Below are 19,537 nucleotides of genomic sequence, written 5' to 3'. Positions count from 1 at the left end.
TTTATTTTTTAACCTTTTTTATTTTACAAGGAACTGGGTCGTAGTAAGCTCTTTTTGAGAGTGGATGACACCTTAAGAGTCTACGTGTAGTTAAGTACAATCCATTTAGTATACCATGAGTTTTCAGAGCTTCTAGAGCATATTCTGAACAAGTTGGATAATATCTGCATCTAATAGGTATGAAAGGACTGATAAAGTAGCGATAGAGGCTAATTAGTGTCACAAAAAGAACTAGCATAATTCTTTTAAAAAGTATTCGAATTCTGTTATAGACTGCCACAACTCTTCCTTAGTAGCTTGATCTGTTGTTTTTTTACTCAGCACTATCAAGCTTTTGTGATCTAAGAGCCCTTTGTGCAAGCGAAACGATTCTTTAATTACTCTTCTACAAAGATTTCTTTTGGTAGCTTTTTTTATGTTTTTTTTTGTCAAGATCATGCACAAACCGGCTTCTTTTATGCTTCTTTTGCCTAAAAGAAATGTAAAGTGTAGTGTGCTTAATTTGTTCTCTACGCTATCAAAAGCTTGTTGAATCTCACTTTTATCAAGGATATTTTGCTTTGTTAGGCAAAAATTATGCAGCAAGCTTGGCTCTACCCTTAGCTCTTCTATTTCTGATAACTTTTCTACCACTTAAAGTTTTCATACGAGCACGGAAACCATGAATTCTCTTTCTTTTTAGGTTTGAAGGTTGGAATGTTCTTTTCATTTTATTTTCCTCTTTAAATACTAATCTTTACTTATAAAATAACAGAAATAGACTTTGAACATTCTATAGAAAAAAACCAAATTAGTCAAATACTATTTGCTTGGGTTTGAGCATGGTATTAGGTTCATTTTACTTAACTCACTCAATAGATTCATCTAGGCACTCTTTAGGCTACTTAGCAGGGAAACAATAATATTTGTCACCCTCTATAGTTTTCGGTACTTAAGCATTTTTAAAAACTTTTTGACTTTTTAGGTACACAGGTGTCCATGTTAATGAGTCTGAGCTAACTAGCTGTTGTTGCTTTGGCTAATCTATAACTGGAATATTACCTTCTCTTATAATCTTTGCCTAAAGGAGTTGGTGTTGTATTCATTGCCATTGGCGTAGCGTGAACACTAGGCTTAACTATTCAGTTTTTTCAGTTACTATGCTTGTTGCTATAATAGAACCACTGTTGCTTTGAGTTGTAAATCATTAGTAGTTATTTCATCACCAGAACCAGTTGCAAAACAAAGGCTACAAATAAGTAAATTTTGTTTATCTCTTTAGTTAGTTTATATAATTACGTAGTCCTATAATATTTATATTTTTCTTTTGTATTCAAGTTAATCATTGTTACTATGCTATAATCTTCAAATAACTTTTTTAGGAGTTTTTTCTATGAAAGATCTATATCATGTGATTGGTTTTCCAGTGAAACATAGTTTGTCGCCAACTATTCAAATGAAGCTAGCACAACAATATAAGCAAGATATGCTTTTTACCGCTATCGAAGTTGCACCAGAAGACTTAGAAGCAAAAATCCAAGAATTTAGAGATAATCCTCAGGTTAAGGGCTTAAGCGTTACTGTACCACATAAAGAGAGAGTTTTTGCCTTGTCAGATGATGCTGATACTACCACTAGAACTGTTAAAGCAGCCAGTAATGTTATATTTACAGCTGAGCGTAAAATGATTGCTTTGAATTATGACGGTATTGGTATAGTTAATGATATCAAAAATAATTATAAGATTGATTTTGTTGGTAAAAAAGTACTAGTGATTGGTGCTGGTGGTGCAGCAAAGGCAGTTGTCGCGGCAGTCATTAAAGAATCACCATTATCTCTAAGTATTACAAATAGAATGCAAGCAAAAGCTGAAGCTATTAATGAGCTTTTTAAAACTGATGCTGAAATTAAGATTATAGATTTTAATAATGTTAGCGATTCTTTTGATATAGTTATTAACTCAACATCATCAAGTATTTATGGTGAGTTACTTCCTTTAAAAGATAGCAATTTTAATAAAAATGCTTTTGCGTATGATCTAATGTATGTTGATGGAGGCACTATTTTTACAAAATGGTGTCAAGCTCATAATGTAGCAGCGGCAGATGGTAAAGGCATGCTTAATGAGCTGAGTATTGCTGTGTTTAAATATTGGCGCGGGTTGTGATTAAGAATTAGTTATTATGCTAAAATGTTGTATATGAAATCATTATTAGCATAGTTGCTATAGAAGGTTAATTTGAACAAAAAAATACTATTTCTTGGGGTTGGTGGTATCGGAGTATCGGCTTTGGCTATTGCAGCTAAAAGGCTTGGTGCTGATGTTGCTGGTTATGATAGTATCCCAAATAAATTAACAGCTAAACTTGAAGTTTTAGGAATAGAAATATTTACTAGCCCCAGTGGTATTGATGTTGCAAATTATGACATTGTTGTATACTCAAGTGCTATACTTAGTAGTCATCCATTGTTATCACAAGCTCGAACTTTAGGAATACAGTGTTTACAAAGGGCGATGTTTCTAGCTGTTTTAATGAAAGACTTTAAATATAGTCTCGCGGTTACTGGTACACATGGCAAAACAACTACCTCAAGTATTTTGGCAACATTACTCTGTCATTTAGATAAGCGTAGTAGTTTTATTGTTGGTGGAGTTGTTAAATATGCAGATTCGAATATACAAGTTAATGGTACTGATAAACTAGTTATTGAAGCCGATGAAAGCGATGCTTCATTTCTTTTCCTAAACCCACAGGTGGCGTTAATTACTAATATTGATTTGGATCATATGGTAACTTATAACAACAGTTATCAAAACCTACTTGAGAACTTTGCAAATTTTGTTAGTAAAGAAACTGTAAAGAGTATTTATCTATGTTCTGATGATAAAGGCTGTAGAGATTTACTAGCTAAATATACTTTTTTAGACAAAAACATTACATGCTATGGTTTTTCTGCCAATACTGATGTACTAATATATGACTATCATATTGTTGATGGAGTTACTTGTTTTAAAATTAGCTATAAAGGGAATAACTTAAGCTTTAATCTCCAGCTGCCAGGTAGATACAATGTTCAAAATGCGACAGCTTGTATTATTGCTTGTCTTGATTTAGGGTTTAAATATGAGGATATTAGCAAGGCACTAGTTACAGTCGTTGGAGTAGCAAGACGATTTGATATCTGTACGAAGGTAATCTCAGGGTATCAAGTAACTGTTATTGATGACTATGGACATCATCCGGTTGAGGTAGCTAATAGTTTAAGCGCAGTTAGGGACAAATATCCGAATAAGAAAATTATTCATGTTTTTCAGCCACATCGATATACGCGTAATAGAGATTTGATAAAAGATTGGCCAAAGTCTCTTTCATTAGCAGATCAGCTAATTCTATTGCCGACATACTCAGCAGGTGAACAAGTTATAAAAGGTGCACAGAGCCAAGATATTGTTAAAGGGTTATCTCGATGTTTACTTGCTGATAGTTTTAATCATGCAATATTCTTTTTAGAAGAGCTTGTTGATAATGATACGGTTATATTGATCCAAGGTGCAGGAGATGTTACAAAATTAGTGGAGATGTTAGGTGAATAATTTAGAAAAAGCAACACTTTATATTGTTGCTACACATATAGGTAATTTAGAGGATATCACTTATCGAGCGTTAAATGTTTTAAGTAATGTTGATATAATTCTAGCGGAGGATACCCGCGTCACAGCAAAGCTTTTAGCAAGCCTTAATATCCGTAATAATCAGAAGTTAGTTTCGTGCCATAATTTTAATGAAGAGTTGCGTGTGCAATATGTCAAGGAGCTTCTTGATGCAGCTAAGACTGTTGCCTTAGTAAGTGATGCAGGTACACCGTTAATTTCTGATCCTGGTTATAGGATAGTAGCGAGTTTGCGTAAAGAAAACTATAAAGTTGTGCCAATACCAGGAGTCAGTGCAGTGATTACTGCTTTATCAGCAGCGGGTTTGCCTTCAGATAGTTTTATTTTTAAAGGTTTTTTATCAGCTAAGCAGAGCAAAAGGCAACAACAGATTCGTGAATTTCAACAAATAAATACTACAGTAATATTATATGAGTCAGTACATAGAATAAGCTATCTTTTAGAAGATTTGTTAGAGCTTATGCCTAATACTAATATTGTTGTAGCAAAAGAGCTTACCAAACAATTTGAGAATTTTGTCTTTGGTTCAGTACAACAGATTTATGATTATTTTCAAGCTAATCAAGATACCCTAAGAGGCGAATTTGTTGTAATTATTGACTGTAATTTTGACAGGGATGTAAATAATAGTAATAATCTAAAAATAGATGTCGATGAACTTCTAAAAGATCTACTTGATGAGATACCCCTTAACAAAGTTGTAAAGTTAGTTACAAAAATTACTGGAGCTAAGAAAAATCTTGTTTATGAAAAAGCATTAAAGCTCAAAGATGCTAGTTTGTCTTAAATTTTGTTGTTTTCTAGCTTACTATAAAAGCCAGCTAAAAATTGCTTTTTAGCTAGTATTTTTAAGAACACGTATTCTAAACCATATAGCAAAGTCAAGATGATATAGCTAATCTTGGCAACTTGCTGTGCTGAGAGCTTGTATTTCTGTCCTTCCAAACCTGCTTTCATTCCCTTAATAAAATCCTCCTTATCAATAATGTTTGATGCCGAACAATTGTTGGGAATTTCAAAAAAGTTATAACCTAAGCTATAGCTAAACTGAGAATTAGTGATTTGTTGAGGTAAAGTCTTTGTATTAGATCTAAGTAACTGTTTTAATCTATATTTTGTGATAAGGTCATATTGTGGCTTAAGCTGATAATAATGATCATATACCCCATGCAAAAACTTGTCTTATTCTTATCACTATCTTTGATATCCAAGTTCTCTGAGTTATTAGAGATTTTGTCATTGAGGCCTTTATAGATTTCAGCTAATTAGTATTTTTGCTTGGTACCACTTATCGTTTACTGTTTAAACTTAGCTGCAACTGTCGCACCTTTACGATAGTAGCTAGTAGTTTGAGTATTTGTTTGTGAGCAAATTCCTAATGAAGAAACTAGCAGAGAAACTACTATAACTATAATTGTTAAAAATCTTATTAGCATAAGGAAAATACTCCTTTATGTTAAATAATTATTTTGTTGCTATACTATAAACACAAATTATTTTTTTAAAAAAAAGAATATTCTATGTTACAGCGTGGATTGTATACCTTAAAAAAGATGTTTAAACATCGTAAAGAACTGCACAGATTATCACAAGGATGTCGTATTGATAGTATTATAAAACTATCGGCTAATTTGCTAAAGCGACGAGGAATTAACTATTTAGCACTAGACTTTGATGGTGTTTTAGCAAGTCATGGTAAGTCTGAAATGCATCCTGAGGTTATGCTTTGGCTTAAGGATTTTGTTACTGAATTTCCCCAAGAGAGAATATTTATCCTTTCAAATAAGCCAACCCAAACTCGACTCAAGTATTTTAATGCTAATTTTCCTAAAATTAAGTTTATTGCTGGAGTAGCAAAAAAACCATATCCAGAAGGACTTAATAAAATAATTCAACTAGTGGCCTGTCAAGCAAAAGAGTTGGCTCTTGTTGATGATAGACTACTTACAGGTTGTCTGGCGTGCTTAATTGCTGGTTGCTATCCAATACTTGTCACTAAACCTTATATAGATACAGATAACTATACTAAGGAGGAAAGATTTTTTAAATTTTTGCGTTATAGTGAACAAAAAATCTTTCTATAAATTTTAATCTCTAGTATTTTATTTGATTACTTACTTAACAATTAATATTAACAGCTTTAAATTTATTTATGAAAAAAAGTATTCTAGTAGTAATCTTGTTATCACTGTGTAGTAGTGCTTTTGCAAGTTATACATTCTCGCAAGCATTTTTTAGTTCTTATGATAATTCATTAGATAGCAATTTTGCCTATAAAAATGATGATTATCGTTATGATGCTAAGATAGAGAAATATAACCATAAATTTAGCAAAGATGACTCAGATAATTATAATTGTGCCTTTGATGGTTCTGGTCAAATAAGATGTGGTGATTATAAAATCAAAAAACCTCAATATAGTAATACTGATGTAGTCAAAAAAGTAAAAGCACATTATAAAAAATTACAAGATATTAAAAACGTTACCAAAGGTGATGATTTTAATTGTGCTCTAGATGATAAAGATGATGTATATTGCTGGGGTAGTAATAAAAGAGGTCAGCTAGGTAGTGAGACTGATAAGACTAAAATAAAAAAACCTTTAAGAGTTGATGTTGATAGTAATATAAATTTCAAAAAAGTATATACGAAAGCCCACTATGCTTGTGCTTTAGATGAAAATGGTTATGCATATTGCTGGGGTGATGGTAGTAATGGAGAGGTTGGCAATGGTGAGAAAGGACATTTTACTACACCGCAGAAAGTCAAAACTGATATCCAGTTTAGTAGACTAAGCATGGCAAGAACCTATACTTGTGGTGTAGCTAAGCAAACAAACCAAGTCTACTGTTGGGGTAAAAGTAAAAATGGTCAAGCTAATCTTGACTCTACAGTACCTGTTAAGATATAAGCGATGATTCAAGATTCTAACTTACAATTCCTGACAAACTCTAGAAAATCAAAAATATTAGATGAGATTATTAATCAGTTTGAGAATTGTGAAGAATTTATCATAAGTGTTGCTTTTGTTACCTTTAGTGGCGTTGTGTGTATCTTAGAGATATTACGTCAGCTAAGAGCTAAAGGTATAAAAGGTAAAATTCTCACAGGTTGTTATTTAAATTTTACTGAGCCAAAAGCGCTTGAAAAACTCTTTGAGTTTGACAATATTGAGTTAAAAGTCCTTAATGATGAAAATTTTCATGCTAAGGGCTTCCTTTTTCGTAATAAAGATAGTTGGCATGTAATTCTAGGTAGTTCAAATTTAACTCAATCAGCTCTTACAATTAATAATGAATGGAATTTGCTTTTTAAGACAACTTTAACTGATATAACAACACAACAAATTCTTGCAGAGTTCAATTATCTTTTTGCTAAAGCAAAATATCCTAGCGATATCTTGGATGAGTATATTCAGATATATCAATGTGCTAGTAAGTTAGCTAGTATAAGTCATAGAATACAGCCAAATAAAATTCAACATGAGGCGCTTGATAGTTTACAGCAGTTAAGAGATAGCGGTAAAAACAAAGCGTTAATAATCAGTGCTACTGGTACTGGTAAGACTTTTTTAAGTGCCTTTGATGTTGAAAGAGTAAAACCAAAAAGATGTTTATTTATAGTACATCGTAAAAATATCGCTATAAAAGCAAAAGAGACTTTTGCTAAAGTTATTAGCAATAAAACTTTAGGCTTGTATACAGGTGATGATAAAACTTCGGCAGAGTATTTATTTGCCACAGTACAGACACTTAAAAATCCCAAGGTTTTGGCCATTTTAAAGAGCCAAGAATTTGAGTATATCATCATTGATGAAGTTCATCATGCCGAAGCTGAAAGTTACAAAAAAGTTTTAGCGCACTTTGAGCCAAAATTTTTGCTTGGAATGACAGCTACTCCAGAGCGTAGTGATGCTGCTGATATATTTAAACTATTTGATTACAATATAGCTTATGAAATTAGACTTCATCAAGCCTTAGAGCAAGATTTGCTATGTCCGTTTCATTATTTTGCTGTTGAAGATTTGTATCTTGAGTCCGAAGAGATTTTAGCTAAAAACTTTGCTAAATTGGTTAGTGATGCCCGTGTTGAGCATATTGTCGAAAAGATCAATTTTTATGGTTATAGTGGTCAATCTAGAGCGGCATTAATGTTTGTGAGTAATGTCGACGAGGCAAAAGAACTTGCTACTAAACTTAGTGATAAAGGCATAAAGGCTAAAGCCTTATCAAGTCAAGATTCTGAGCAGGTGCGCCAAACAACTATAGTACAGTTTGAGAGTGGTGAGCTTGAGATTATTGTGACGGTTGATATTTTTAATGAAGGAGTTGATATCCCGTGTGTTAATCAAATTATTCTGCTAAGACCAACTCAGAGTTCCATAGTCTATATCCAGCAGCTAGGAAGAGGTTTGCGTAAATATCAAGATAAGAAATTTGTTGTGATCCTTGACTTTATTGCAAACTATACTACTAACTTTCTCATCGCTGTAGCTTTAAGTGGTGATAATAGTTATGATAAAGATGAGCTTAAAAAGTTTGTTGTATCACCAAATAATTACTTAGCTGGTAAAAGCACTATCACTTTTAGTAGTATTGCTAAAGAGATTATTTATAAAAATATTCAAAAAACAAATTTCTCACAGTTAAAAAATATCAAAAGAGACTACGTTCAGCTAAAAAAAAAGCTTGGTAGAATTCCACGTTTGGTAGATTTCCAGCAATATAATTTTATTTCCCCAGAAGTTATCTTATCTACTAAAGATACTTATTATGATGTTTTAAAGGCTTTTAAAGAAGACATTGTTAATTTGGATATACGTCAGTACAATATTTTGAAGTTTCTCTCAAAAGAGTTTACTCCAGCAAAAAGACTTTATGAAATATTGATATTAGAAGAGCTTTTAAAATCTAATTTTGTGAGTATATCTCAGCTTGAGACTTTAGTAAGAGGTAGTTTAATTGACTTTGAAAAGTCTAGTTTTACTAATGCCTTATTACATCTATCTTTGCAGATATTTAACATTAATGCAGGTAGACAAGATTATGAGCCATTAATATCAATAAATGCTCAAGAGGTTAGATTGTTAGTTGCTGATTTAATATTTGATAATAGCTTTTTACACAATCAAATTATCGATCTAATAACTTACAATAAGCTAATTTATGCTAAAAAATACTGTCAAAATAAATATCATGGGTTGGTAATGTATGCAAAATATACTAAAAAAGAAATTGCTCACTTGCTTAATCAAGATTATACAAATGGTGGTGTAAACCTTGCAGGATATAGAGCATTTGGTAATAAAGCACTCTTATTTATGACATTTGATGAGCATAAAAAGTTTGGTGTATATGATAATAAATTTCTCTCACAACAGGTTTTTTCATATTATTCTAAATTGGCAAAAACACTTGACGATCCTTTAGAAAAAGCACTTGCTGAAAATAGTTGTCAAAGTTATATTTTTGCTAGAGTAAATAAGCAGGATAGTTATTTTTTTCTAGGTTTGGTATCTAAGTGCTTAGAGGCTAAAGAGTTAAATTCTAGCAAAAAACTTGTCAGTTATATCTTTGAGCTACAAAAGCCAATCCCTAAACAAATTTGGCAATATTTTACGACAATCTATAAAAATAAATTTTGATGTTTAATTAAATGCTTTTTTATTTTTGTTTGCTATAATGGGAATTAGAAAGAAAAATAAGGTGGGGAAACCCTTAATGGCGTACAAAAAGATTTTATTAGCAGTAAATGTTTATGAAAATGCTGATATCGTGATTAATTCAGCGGTAGATTTTGCTAAAAAGAATAATACTCAAATTTTTAAAGTTGTCACAGTTATTGATTGCGTCGCTCCGTTTACACCATCAATAGTTGATTTTCAGAACTCTATTGAACAAGAAGCAAAAGAAGCTTTAGACAAACTAGTTACTAAAATATCTGGAATTAAAGTTGAGCATGAAGTACTAGTTGGTAACCCAGCTGCGGAAATAGTTGCTTATGCGGAAGAAAGTGGCTGTGATGTTATTATTTTAGGGTCTCACGCTACTCATGGTATTAACCTACTTTTAGGGTCTGTAGCTAATGCAGTATTACATAAGGCTAAGTGTGATGTGCTAACTATAAGAGTTAGTGATGATGAAAATGCAGATAGCAAAGCACATAATTACAAAAGACTGCTTGTGCCGACTGATCTTGAAAATGACTCTTGTGTTGTTGTCAATAAAGCAAAAGATGTTGCCAAGCTATATGGTGCAAAAATTGATACTGCTTTTGTGATACCAAATGATAGTATTTCATTAATGATTTATGATACTGATAAGGTTGAGAGTGCGCTTGAGAAATTTGCTGAGAAAAATGCTATAACTGGTGAAAAATCAGTAATGATTGGTGGTGTCTCAAATAGTTTGTTAGAAAAAGCAGCAGAAAATAAAAATGATCTAATTGTTGTTGGAAGTCACAGAAGAAGCGCCATAGGTAGATTTTTCTTAGGTTCAACAGCAAATAGTATTTTGCATGAAGCAAATGTTGATGTTTTAGTTGTAAGACTTAAGTAAATAGCTGTTTTAATTATTGCTAGTGTCAAAAATAAATTCTAAAAAATATCTAAAATAATTTAAAGCTGTATTTTTATTCAAAAATATATTTAAATAAAACTACGATGTTTTGAAAATAATCTAGTTATGAAAAAATTATTAGTACTTTTAGCAAGCTCTACTGAGTGGGGTGATTTTACGTTGTATTCATTTTGTGCTGGCTATATTGGTGCGGCATTTTCCCAGGTGATACATTTGGTTAAGTTGTTATCAGCTTTTGGTGCTTTCACTGCTCGATTTCTAGTACGTCCATAGAGGAGGTATAATATTTGGTTATACTGACGATAAAAAAGTCGCTCTATCCACCATCTTAGCATTAGCAGCATTTTATTATAGTGGTGCCATACTGTTAGTATGGCGTTGTTACCATCATATGTGGCTATAGGCATTTTATTACCGTTATTACTTATGGCATTTAGAATATTACAAGGTATCGCAATAGGTGGACAATATAGTGGTTTGGTTGTTATCTTAGTAGAAGCTGAATCTACAACTGTATGCTAAGGCCAAAACTAGTGTAAATGTCATTACTAGTGCCTTCGGTAGGATCTTTATTAGCAATAGTGACTTTCCAAGTTATTAGGTACTTTATACCTAACTAAGCTATGGTAAATAGTGGTTGGCGTATACTTTTAGGTATAGTAATTTACTTGTGGCGTTTCGTTTTTCATTAAGCATAGTGGTGCTGAGAAAAAAACACAAAAATCTGATATTAGCTTACAAAAATTATAAAATCTTAGTTTATATGATTCTTCTGTCTTTCCCTAGTGCTATCGTTACTTATGACATGGCGAAACAAACACAAGTTATATGTTTTGATGAATTCTTTGTTGAAGATATTGCTGATGCTATGATCTTAGGTAGCATTTTTACCGAGTTATTTAAGTTTGGTGTAGTGTTGGTAGCAACCTCAAATATAGAGACAGAAAACCTTATAAATTCGCTAATAAAGACAAATAATTTTAAATAACTAACTATTTCCTAGGCACTATTTATGAATCATGACTTTTAAAATTATAAGTTGTTTTATCTTATAATATTAGTGACAAATTGTGTTTAGAGGATAACCTTTAAATTTTAAATATTTAAGTATTTTAGTAAAGATACTAGTTTTTGTCGTAAGTTTGCTATTTAAGATATTGTTCCAGCATATATAGTTCGTAGTTTTTAACTTTAATTATCAGGATATTTATGATTTGGAAATAGCTATTTTAGCTAAAATTAGAAATGTGGATCTTAGTGCTAATATCAAGGCAAAAAGACATTAGTTATACTAGAGCTGATTTGTGCAGTGTAGCTGAAATACTTGGTTTAGAGGTTGCCGAGATTATAAAAAGGCATACTTCAGTTGCTCAGGTTGAATACCATATTGCGATGCTAGGGATTTAAGCCATATTTCCAATATTTACTAGTGTTAGATAAAAGCTTAAGCTTGCCTCGAGCGACACCAAGAAATATAATTGCTGCAGGCTAAGTTGCTCTTTCCATAACAGTCTCCAAGTTGTCCAATAGTGTTGCTGCGTCAGCGTCAAACTGTATGATGGCTATCAGGTATAGCAAATGTTATCACAATAGATATTAACAAACTGTCATAATTTGTGCCTAATACTAAAATTAAGTTTAAACTAAGTAAGTTTAGAAGAATCAAGTAAGAGGAAATACTAGAGTAAAGCAAATTACTGAGTGAATGTTTTTCACTAAAAACTTTAAATAGTTGCTTTTTTACTTTAAAATGTACGAGTTTTTTTATAAAAAAAACGCTAAATTTAGAACTAAGAGGATAGATTATCTTTTATATTCGTGTATAAAAGCAATATTTTTTAGATATTTTTTAAAAAAATGATTTCTTGTTGTTATTCTTTACTTTTTTGTTATAAACTTTGAACTGTTAACATACTCAAAAAAATATAATTAAGTAGTTGGGAGATTATATAAAATGCTACGTAAGCTGGTTAAAAGTTTGATTCCAAGTCAAGATAAAATTTTTTTTGATTTAATGATAGAGGCAACAGAAACTGTTGAAGACTCAGCTAGAATACTTGATAAGTTAGTTAAAGAAGAAGATAATTTAACTATATCTGAACTATCTGAAGAGCTAAGATTAACAAGAACAGTAACAGTTGAAGTAGCTAATAAGATGGATCATGAATTAGCACGCTATTTTGTTACTCCAGTTGATAGGGTAGAGCTACATAATATTACTACTTTACTTTTAAAATTAAATCGAAGAATTGTTAAGATTTATAGATATATGCAGATCTTGATGGAAGAAGAAAGGGGTAATGTAAATATATATCTAACTAATAGTGTTGAAACACTGCGTAAAATGACAAAAGTTTTAGATGATATGATGAAAGCTTTTGTTAATGGTGATCATAAGGAGCTTAAAAACCTCTATATAAGGCTTACAGCATTAGATGAAAATGTTTTAGAAGAATTAGGTCATGCGCTTAAGAAATTCTCTCACTATGAGGAAGGTGATGTAATCTTTATCATGAAAGTTAAAGATATATATAAGGCTATAGAAAGTGCGATATCTACGTGCACATCAGTAGCTGAGTCTATTATGAGATTATACGTTAAAGAAGTTTAACCAATAAGGTAGATAAGATGATTACATCAGTGCTTATAGCGATTATTATAATAGCATTGTTTTTTGAATTTACAAATGGCTTTCATGATGCAGCAAATGTGGTTGCAACACCTATTGCAACTAAATCGCTAGCTCCGTATCAAGCAATAGCTTTAGCAGCATTTTTTAATTTTTTGGGAGCTTTCTTTGGTACAGCAGTTGCTGCAACGATATCAAAAGGTTTAGTAGATACTAATGTCATTACAGATATTGTTTTGATTTCTGCATTACTTGGAGCAATAAGTTGGAACTTCTTTACTTGGAGCTTTGGAATTCCTTCAAGCTCATCACATGCTTTGATAGGTTCTTTAGTTGGTGCGGTGATTATTAGCTCAAGCTATCAGAATGTAAACAGTATGACTGTAGTTAATAAAGTTTTGATTCCAATGGTGAGTTCACCTGTTATGGCATTCTTTTTGGCATTGATAATATGTATCACGTTGCTAAATATTTTTATGCGGTTCTTTATGGTAAGAACCACAAATAAGTATATAAGAGAAATGCAGGTGTTATCTACTAGTTTATTGTCTTTCTCTCATGGTTCTAATGATGCTCAAAAGACGATGTCGATAATAACTCTAGCGTTACTAAGTGCTGGTCTTGTCAAGTCTACTCAAGTTCCTGATTGGGTTATTATATTCTGTGGTGTTGCTATGGGATTAGGGACATTATCTGGAGGTAAAAAAATAATTAAAACATTAAGTACCAAGCTGTCAAAACTAGAGCCTATTAATGCTGTTTCAGCAGAGTTAAGTTCGGGAATCTTAGTATTAGGAGCTTCACATATTGGTTTGCCAGTTAGTACGACTCAAGTTGCATCAGGTTCTATTATGGGAGCTGGTTATGCTGACTCAGGCGTAAATTGGAAAGTTGTCAAGAAAATGACAATAGCTTGGATTTTGACTATTCCCGCATGTATAGTTGTTACTAGCATAATATATACTGTAATTTACTATATCTTTGGTAGTTTCTAAAAAGCCTCTGTCATAAAAAACTTCTATTAAAATACAAAAAGATTATAATTTTGCATAAAATAGCCAAAAATTATCCCATAAAATTAATGCAAACAAAAATAAATAAGCTTACGTATCCATTGGACTACGGTCATTATTATAACTTTAGCTTTTATATTCATAGAGTTTAGAAGTATTTTTGGTAAAGAGACATTTTCCATGATGTTATGAAGATGTTGCATTTGTATATAGGGTTTTAGTGCTATTTTTGACTATTTTACGCTTAGTTATAAGGAAGTTTGTTGAATTCCCAATTATTGGTAAGCGATTTGTATAGGAGAATAGTTGCTAAACTTGTCCATGGTTTTCTGTATATTTGGTTAATAATTATGCCGATATTGGGTTGGTGTATAATAAGTGCTAAAGGAATTTATACGATTCCATTTAGTTTACCGTCAATTACTTTACCAAGAGCTGATGTTGTCAAAATCAGAGATATACATGAGGTTTATGCATATATTTTGGTCTAGATGTTATATTTGTACATGCAACAGTTGCTATTATAAAATATTATATTTTAAGGGTCAGGTTTAGAAATAAAGTGCTTTATTTATATTGAGGTATATTTTTATACTTGATCTAGCGATTTTTAGGAGCTCATCTTTATATTTTGGAATGTTTATAAACAAGTACTAGGTATGGCTCTAAAGTAAATTCTATTTCAAATCATTCTACTTTTATAACATTATGATAATATTTAACTCTATTATAGTAATTTTTCACTGAGCTATATGAGCCTAATTCTACTAGTTTGAGAAAATAGCGAGTTGCTTCAATTATATCTTTATGGATAGCATTCACTGGATATATCGCTTTAGTATAGTTAGCTTATTAATTCATAATAACATCAGAATATATTTTTCTAAAAAATTAAAAGAAAGTAACAATATCATCTATGGTTTCTCTTTGAGTACGATAATTATTTACAGCAGCACTAATATCTTCATAACCTATAGCTATACCGCATAAAAGAGTATAATCATCAAATCCTATTAATTCTTTTTTAACTATATCAGGATAATGACCTAGAGATGCTTGTGGACATGTTGCTAATCCTAAATCAGTAGCAGCTAAAAGAATCGATTGTATTAGCATTCCACAGTCGATGTAGCCGCTAATTCCAGTATCTTGGTGTTTAAAAATAAACATTGCAGTAGGAGAATTAAACGAAAGGTAGTTCTTTTTCCATTGTTCGATGCGCTGTTGTTTATCTTCTCTAGCTATATCTAGGGCATTATATAAATCATGTCCACACTTTACAGCACGCTCTTTAAGCTTGCCTTCTAGTGGAATATCGCCACTGTATTCATATTCCATTCTAGGTTGTTCATTATTATTACATGCTGCTAGAATTTTATCCATAAGGTCTATTTTCTTTTGTCCACTAACTACAGCTATTTTCCATGGTTGAGTGTTTTTACTAGAAGGTGTCCATCTTGCAGCATCAAAGAGTTGTTGTAGATTTTCTTGAGCAATTGGTTTATCTAAAAATTGCCTAACACATTTGCGAGTTTTTAGTGCTTGTAAAGTTTCCATAATTTCACCAATTATAGTTTATTATCTATTATTTGCTTTAATCTTCAAAATATATACTCTACTTTGTTTAGCTTCAAAAAGTCAAATCTTTAACTAGCTAATCAACAACCCAAGTGTAACTTAAGTTAGTTACATAAGTTGACAAAGTAAATACTTCTTTGTATATTTGACCCTTCCTGCTGCACAAATTTCATTTGATAAAGAGGGTTATATGTTGAAGTTTAAAAGGAGGTAAATATGAAATTATCACATATATTTACAAAAAGAATTTCTTTATCTAAGACTTTTACTGAGAGGCCACAAGGACTTAAATGCTTGATAAAGAACCATACTGAAGAAAACAAAATTAAAAAATAATTTTTATTATAAAAGCTATATTAATAGCTCCTAAACGCTAAAGGAGGTGGGTAGGAAGTGTTTACGAAAAAAATGGCTTTTACTTATTTTATTACGGTTATCTTAATTTTTAACTCTGGTTGGATTGATAGTGTAGTTTTGTATAACTCTTTTGGTGCCAGTGTCGCGGTAATGTCTGGAAACTTAAGAATTTTGGGCCATAGTATAGCCGGTTCAGATTGGGTTTTTATGTATAAAGTAGCGATACTTATTGCTGGGTTTGTTGTTGGAGCTGCTATAAATGGTGTTATCATAAAAACTGGTGCTTATGTGATATCAGAAGATCATACTAAAACATTAGTTTTACAAAGTGCTGTAATGCTTACAGGTACTTTGCTTATAGATATTTTTAATAACCATCGTGTTATTGATGATTTATTTTTGGCAATGGCAATGGGGATGCAAAATAGTTTTACTACCCTATTTTTTGGAGGCTTTGCTCGTACAACACATATGACTGGAACTACTACTGATTTGGGTATTGAGATAGGCAGAGTTCTACGCGGTAATACCGATAATCTTTGGAAGATACCTTTTTTTGCGACATGTATTATAATGTTTGTGATAGGTAATGCGGCTGGTGTCATTTGGGTTCAGATTTCAGGAGAGTATTTTACGTTAATGTTATTCCCTTCAGTAGTATTACCTATATTTGTAGGTATTGTGATTTTACTAACCTAAAATATGAAAGTTAAAAATCACAATATTTAATTTAAATTTGGTAATAAGTCAAAAGAATTCAGAATTTGTAGAGCAATAATAACAATAGCAATAATTACTATTAGTAAAGCTATAATTGAAGAGCTTACTAAGGCTTTTTGTTTGGGATAGTTAATAACCCATAGCATAATAACAGGTAGAGCTACCTGTAATACAGCAACAAAAATACTGGCATAGCCTAAAGCTGTTTTAAAACCATCAGGATAAGCGATAGCATAAATATATGCTGGTAAGAAAGTTATTATAAAAGCAATTATTTTATGTTTATGGATGTTCTTAGAAATTTTATAAGTGCTACGATTAAAGTCAAATAGTCCTAGAGCTACTCCTAGAAAAGATGTTGCTAAAGCAAAGAAACCAAATAGAAATGATATTGTTGAGATATAGCCAGAGCTAGTGCTAAAGTGATCGATTATCACTGAGGTTATCTCACTAGAATGCTTACCAAGAATACCGCTTGGTGTAGTAACTGGTAATGAGCCAAGAGTTGCAAAAATCCATAATAAATACACTACTAATGGTATCGAGCTTCCTATTATAATAGCTTGGCGTAAAGATCTTTTATTTGATCCTACATAAGTTCTAAGAGTAGGAATTATATGATGAAAGCCAAATGAAGTTAGTAGTATTGGAAACGCTGCCCAAATAAAATTTGGATTTTTGATTTGATAGCTAAGATGATCTAGCGAAACATGAGGTATAAGTACAGCAACCAATAGTAAAAATGCTAAAAGTTTACCAGAAAACATAATTTTGTTAATATGGTCAACGATTCTAGTACTGATGTATACAAAAAAACCAAAGATAAGGATAAAAATAATACCCGTAGTTTTTTCTGATAAACTAATCCCAAGACTACTAAGAGTTGTCGAGATTAGTGAGTTACCTCCAACAGTATAAGCAGCTACTAGTGAATAAAGTAGTAGCACATAGCAAACCCAAACTATAACAACACCAATAGGGCCAAGAGTCTGACTTGTCATTTCGACAAAATTGACACCATCATCCATCTTTAAATTAACTTCTGCTAAGACTAAAGCCGTGAAAGTCATTAATGCCCAAATGCAAATAATCAGTATCGAACCAATCAAAAAACCACAGCTAGCTACAGTTGCAGGGATTGCTAACATTCCAGCACCAATACAAGTGCCAGATATAATCATCGCTGCACCAAATTTTCTTGATAAAATCATATTAATTTGTGTTAAAGTTGGAGGTTAACATCACAACTCTATCTTTTAAAGCTTATAATATAGTTATTATAACTTATATAAGGTTGTTATTTCTATAAAATGGACACTATGAAAGATAAAATTAAGCAAGCTCTCTATCAATTAAATATTCAAGCAACTGATATTCAAATTACCCAATGGTTAGACTATCTAAAACTACTAGAGAAATGGAATAAAGTCTATAATATGACAGCTATTAAAAACATTGATTATATGTTGGTTAAGCATTTGTTTGATAGTTTAGCTGTTGCTAAATATATCAAAGGTCACTCAACAATTGATGTTGGCACAGGCGGGGGCTTACCTGGTATTGTCTTAGCTATACTATATCCACAACATAAGTTTACTTTGGTCGACAGTGTTGGTAAGAAAATTATCTTTCTTAAGAATGTCAAAAAGACGCTTGGGCTAGCTAATATCCAACCGCTAAACTCAAGAGTTGAGAATCTACAAGGTAGCTTTGATAATATTATCTCACGAGCATTTAGCTCAGTAGATACATTTTATGAGTTGTGTAGACACTTTCTGACTGATGCTAATCAAATGTTAGCAATGAAAGGTCGAGATTTAGAGGAGCGAAACTTAGAATCTTTACCTTTAAATATTGAAAAGTATAGTATCAAAGTTCCTTTTTTAAACGCAGAGAGAAACCTTATTGTGATGAGGAAGAAGTCATGATAGACAAAGAATTTATACAAGATTCATATATAAATATTAGCAAAGGTATAGCTACTAGAGCTAGGCTTTTAGCAGTTAGTAAGTATCAACCTATAGACAAAATAGAGTATTTAGTAAGTCTTGGACAGCTTGATTTTGGTGAAAATTATTTTCAAGAATTAAAACAGAAGGCTCAAAAGTTACCTCATCTAAGATGGCATTTTATCGGCTCGTTACAGTCGCAAAAGATAAAACATATTGTTAAATATGCTAGTTCAATTCAAAGTGTCGAAAAGCTGGAACAACTTAAAAAAATTGACAAAGCAACAAAGCAGTTAACCAAGAAAATAGAGGTTTTTTTACAAATAAATATAGATGATGATACAAATAAATCTGGTTTTATGTCAACACAGTTACAAGATGTCGTAACCTGTATAAATATAGCCAAAGATTTTGTAAATCTCAAAGTTGTTGGGCTTATGTGTATTCCAGCTAAATCGGCAACAGCTCAAAGTAGCTTTTCAAAAATGAAAAAATTCTTTGATGAAGTTAATGCTAGTTTAGTTCAAGAGCTAAAGCTAACACGATTATCAATGGGAATGAGTGCCGACTATAAATTAGCAATACGGTATGGTAGTACGGATGTTAGGATTGGTAGTAGTTTGTTTGGTGCACGACAAGCTAAAACTTCTAATTTATAGTTATTGACTATTTAGCATGAAATTTACAAATTCTTTGACTTTCGGTTACAAAAAATTGTTTTTTTGATAATAGTATATAGTGTTATCCTGTTATTCTAGAAATTCATCTCTTAAAACCTGACAAGGCCTCATGCTTATTTCTTTTGTTGCAATATTTAGTGGAATTGAGCAATTCCAAAACCATTTAATACACACTTTATGAACTCAATATTATTTGCCGAGAGCTTAGAAATGAATGTACGCTGATTTAGCTTATTTTCTTTTATATTAACCAATGAATTAACTCTAAATTTATGTGAGATATAGTTATGATTAGCGAGATCTGCTAAGCTGTTTGGAGTACCATTTTGTTTCTAGATAAGCTGGGCAGCACATAAGATATATCTTGTCGTAGCTATCTTA

22 protein-coding genes and 4 pseudogenes are annotated in these 19,537 nt (G+C 31.6%); 17 read left to right on the top strand and 9 right to left on the bottom strand.

Annotated features, from left to right (window positions below; genetic code table 11):
* Position 1: 1 nt before the first annotated feature.
* The 4 genes and pseudogenes from yidD to FSC845_RS08550 all read right to left on the bottom strand — a co-directional run bounded on the left by yidD (position 2) and on the right by FSC845_RS08550 (position 1,236).
* A complete protein-coding gene (gene yidD / locus FSC845_RS06930; RefSeq protein WP_193789269.1) occupies positions 2-256 on the bottom strand; it encodes a membrane protein insertion efficiency factor YidD in 255 nt (84 codons plus the stop codon).
* Positions 232-585: a ribonuclease P protein component gene (gene rnpA, locus FSC845_RS02150; RefSeq protein WP_064461793.1), complete on the bottom strand. Its 354-nt coding sequence runs from the start codon at positions 583-585 to the stop codon at positions 232-234. The genes yidD and rnpA overlap by 25 nt, the downstream gene beginning before the upstream one ends.
* Positions 575-709, bottom strand: a complete 135-nt coding sequence (gene rpmH / locus FSC845_RS02145; protein ID WP_068594352.1) for a 50S ribosomal protein L34 — start codon at positions 707-709, stop codon at positions 575-577. Before rpmH ends, rnpA begins: the two co-directional genes overlap by 11 nt.
* Positions 710-801: 92 nt before the next feature.
* Positions 802-1,236, bottom strand: a pseudogene (locus FSC845_RS08550) (hypothetical protein).
* Between the two features lie 136 nt (positions 1,237-1,372).
* Here FSC845_RS08550 and FSC845_RS02140 point away from each other — a divergent pair.
* From FSC845_RS02140 to rsmI, 3 genes are all read left to right on the top strand, one after another.
* Complete coding sequence (locus tag FSC845_RS02140; RefSeq protein ID WP_064461572.1) at positions 1,373-2,146, top strand: shikimate dehydrogenase family protein; 774 nt, start codon at positions 1,373-1,375, stop codon at positions 2,144-2,146.
* A gap of 72 nt (positions 2,147-2,218) precedes the next feature.
* Positions 2,219-3,574, top strand: a complete 1,356-nt coding sequence (gene murC, locus FSC845_RS02135; protein WP_064461571.1) for a UDP-N-acetylmuramate--L-alanine ligase — start codon at positions 2,219-2,221, stop codon at positions 3,572-3,574.
* Positions 3,567-4,439, top strand: coding sequence for a 16S rRNA (cytidine(1402)-2'-O)-methyltransferase (rsmI, locus tag FSC845_RS02130; RefSeq protein WP_064461570.1), 873 nt, complete (start codon positions 3,567-3,569; stop codon positions 4,437-4,439). The genes murC and rsmI overlap by 8 nt, the downstream gene beginning before the upstream one ends.
* Here rsmI and FSC845_RS02125 read toward each other — a convergent pair.
* Both FSC845_RS02125 and FSC845_RS08030 read right to left on the bottom strand, forming a co-directional pair.
* The gene (locus tag FSC845_RS02125; RefSeq protein ID WP_064461569.1) at positions 4,436-4,825 is read right to left on the bottom strand and encodes a hypothetical protein; all 390 of its coding nucleotides are present in this window, start codon (positions 4,823-4,825) and stop codon (positions 4,436-4,438) included. The two genes, rsmI and FSC845_RS02125, sit on opposite strands and share 4 nt — an antisense overlap.
* A gap of 122 nt (positions 4,826-4,947) precedes the next feature.
* The gene (locus FSC845_RS08030) at positions 4,948-5,088 is read right to left on the bottom strand and encodes a hypothetical protein (protein WP_169748263.1); all 141 of its coding nucleotides are present in this window, start codon (positions 5,086-5,088) and stop codon (positions 4,948-4,950) included.
* A gap of 84 nt (positions 5,089-5,172) precedes the next feature.
* On the opposite strand from FSC845_RS08030, the gene FSC845_RS02120 reads away from it, so the two are divergent.
* The 11 genes and pseudogenes from FSC845_RS02120 (at position 5,173) to FSC845_RS08540 (ending at position 14,363) form a co-directional block, all read left to right on the top strand.
* Positions 5,173-5,736: a YqeG family HAD IIIA-type phosphatase gene (locus FSC845_RS02120; protein WP_064461568.1), complete on the top strand. Its 564-nt coding sequence runs from the start codon at positions 5,173-5,175 to the stop codon at positions 5,734-5,736.
* A 68-nt stretch (positions 5,737-5,804) separates the two neighbouring features.
* Complete coding sequence (locus FSC845_RS02115) at positions 5,805-6,563, top strand: RCC1 domain-containing protein (RefSeq protein ID WP_064461567.1); 759 nt, start codon at positions 5,805-5,807, stop codon at positions 6,561-6,563.
* A 3-nt stretch (positions 6,564-6,566) separates the two neighbouring features.
* Complete coding sequence (locus FSC845_RS02110; RefSeq protein ID WP_064461566.1) at positions 6,567-9,296, top strand: DEAD/DEAH box helicase; 2,730 nt, start codon at positions 6,567-6,569, stop codon at positions 9,294-9,296.
* Between the two features lie 76 nt (positions 9,297-9,372).
* Entirely contained in the window at positions 9,373-10,209 is an 837-nt protein-coding gene (locus FSC845_RS02105) for a universal stress protein (protein ID WP_064461565.1), read from the top strand.
* Between the two features lie 126 nt (positions 10,210-10,335).
* Complete coding sequence (locus tag FSC845_RS02100) at positions 10,336-10,503, top strand: hypothetical protein (RefSeq protein WP_064461564.1); 168 nt, start codon at positions 10,336-10,338, stop codon at positions 10,501-10,503.
* Positions 10,504-10,602: 99 nt separating this feature from the next.
* A complete protein-coding gene (locus FSC845_RS07740; RefSeq protein ID WP_144416519.1) occupies positions 10,603-10,752 on the top strand; it encodes an MHS family MFS transporter in 150 nt (49 codons plus the stop codon).
* Positions 10,753-11,011: 259 nt separating this feature from the next.
* Positions 11,012-11,212 (top strand): annotated as a pseudogene (zapE, locus tag FSC845_RS08305) (AFG1/ZapE family ATPase); the annotation flags it as partial.
* 74 nt (positions 11,213-11,286) lie between these two features.
* Positions 11,287-11,719: pseudogene (locus tag FSC845_RS09535) on the top strand (carboxyltransferase domain-containing protein); the annotation flags it as partial.
* A gap of 465 nt (positions 11,720-12,184) precedes the next feature.
* Positions 12,185-12,841, top strand: a complete 657-nt coding sequence (locus FSC845_RS02090; RefSeq protein WP_064461563.1) for a hypothetical protein — start codon at positions 12,185-12,187, stop codon at positions 12,839-12,841.
* 17 nt (positions 12,842-12,858) lie between these two features.
* Positions 12,859-13,854, top strand: a complete 996-nt coding sequence (locus FSC845_RS02085; RefSeq protein WP_064461562.1) for an inorganic phosphate transporter — start codon at positions 12,859-12,861, stop codon at positions 13,852-13,854.
* Between the two features lie 281 nt (positions 13,855-14,135).
* Positions 14,136-14,363 (top strand): hypothetical protein, encoded by a 228-nt coding sequence (locus FSC845_RS08540; RefSeq protein WP_227806624.1) that lies wholly within the window; start codon positions 14,136-14,138, stop codon positions 14,361-14,363.
* 235 nt (positions 14,364-14,598) lie between these two features.
* Here FSC845_RS08540 and FSC845_RS09530 read toward each other — a convergent pair.
* Together FSC845_RS09530 and FSC845_RS02075 are read right to left on the bottom strand one after the other, a co-directional pair.
* Positions 14,599-14,694: pseudogene (locus FSC845_RS09530) on the bottom strand (LysR family transcriptional regulator); the annotation flags it as partial.
* Positions 14,695-14,763: 69 nt separating this feature from the next.
* Positions 14,764-15,429 (bottom strand): nitroreductase, encoded by a 666-nt coding sequence (locus tag FSC845_RS02075; RefSeq protein ID WP_064461560.1) that lies wholly within the window; start codon positions 15,427-15,429, stop codon positions 14,764-14,766.
* A 414-nt stretch (positions 15,430-15,843) separates the two neighbouring features.
* On the opposite strand from FSC845_RS02075, the gene FSC845_RS02070 reads away from it, so the two are divergent.
* On the top strand, positions 15,844-16,506 hold the full coding sequence (locus FSC845_RS02070; RefSeq protein ID WP_064461559.1) for a YoaK family protein: 663 nt from the start codon (positions 15,844-15,846) through the stop codon (positions 16,504-16,506).
* A 26-nt stretch (positions 16,507-16,532) separates the two neighbouring features.
* On the opposite strand, the gene FSC845_RS02065 is transcribed toward FSC845_RS02070, so the two are convergent.
* On the bottom strand, positions 16,533-17,738 hold the full coding sequence (locus tag FSC845_RS02065) for an amino acid permease (protein WP_064461558.1): 1,206 nt from the start codon (positions 17,736-17,738) through the stop codon (positions 16,533-16,535).
* A gap of 99 nt (positions 17,739-17,837) precedes the next feature.
* Here FSC845_RS02065 and rsmG point away from each other — a divergent pair, with 99 nt between their 5' ends.
* Positions 17,838-18,455, top strand: coding sequence for a 16S rRNA (guanine(527)-N(7))-methyltransferase RsmG (rsmG, locus tag FSC845_RS02060; protein ID WP_064461557.1), 618 nt, complete (start codon positions 17,838-17,840; stop codon positions 18,453-18,455).
* A complete protein-coding gene (locus FSC845_RS02055; protein ID WP_064461556.1) occupies positions 18,452-19,135 on the top strand; it encodes a YggS family pyridoxal phosphate-dependent enzyme in 684 nt (227 codons plus the stop codon). The genes rsmG and FSC845_RS02055 overlap by 4 nt, the downstream gene beginning before the upstream one ends.
* The last annotated feature ends 402 nt before the right edge of the window (positions 19,136-19,537 follow it).

Origin of the sequence: Francisella persica ATCC VR-331 (assembly GCF_001653955.1) — a bacterium.
GTDB lineage: Bacteria > Pseudomonadota > Gammaproteobacteria > Francisellales > Francisellaceae > Francisella > Francisella persica.
The sequence above is the reverse complement of the archived record's forward strand: the minus strand, read 5'-3'. Positions and strand labels throughout refer to the sequence as shown.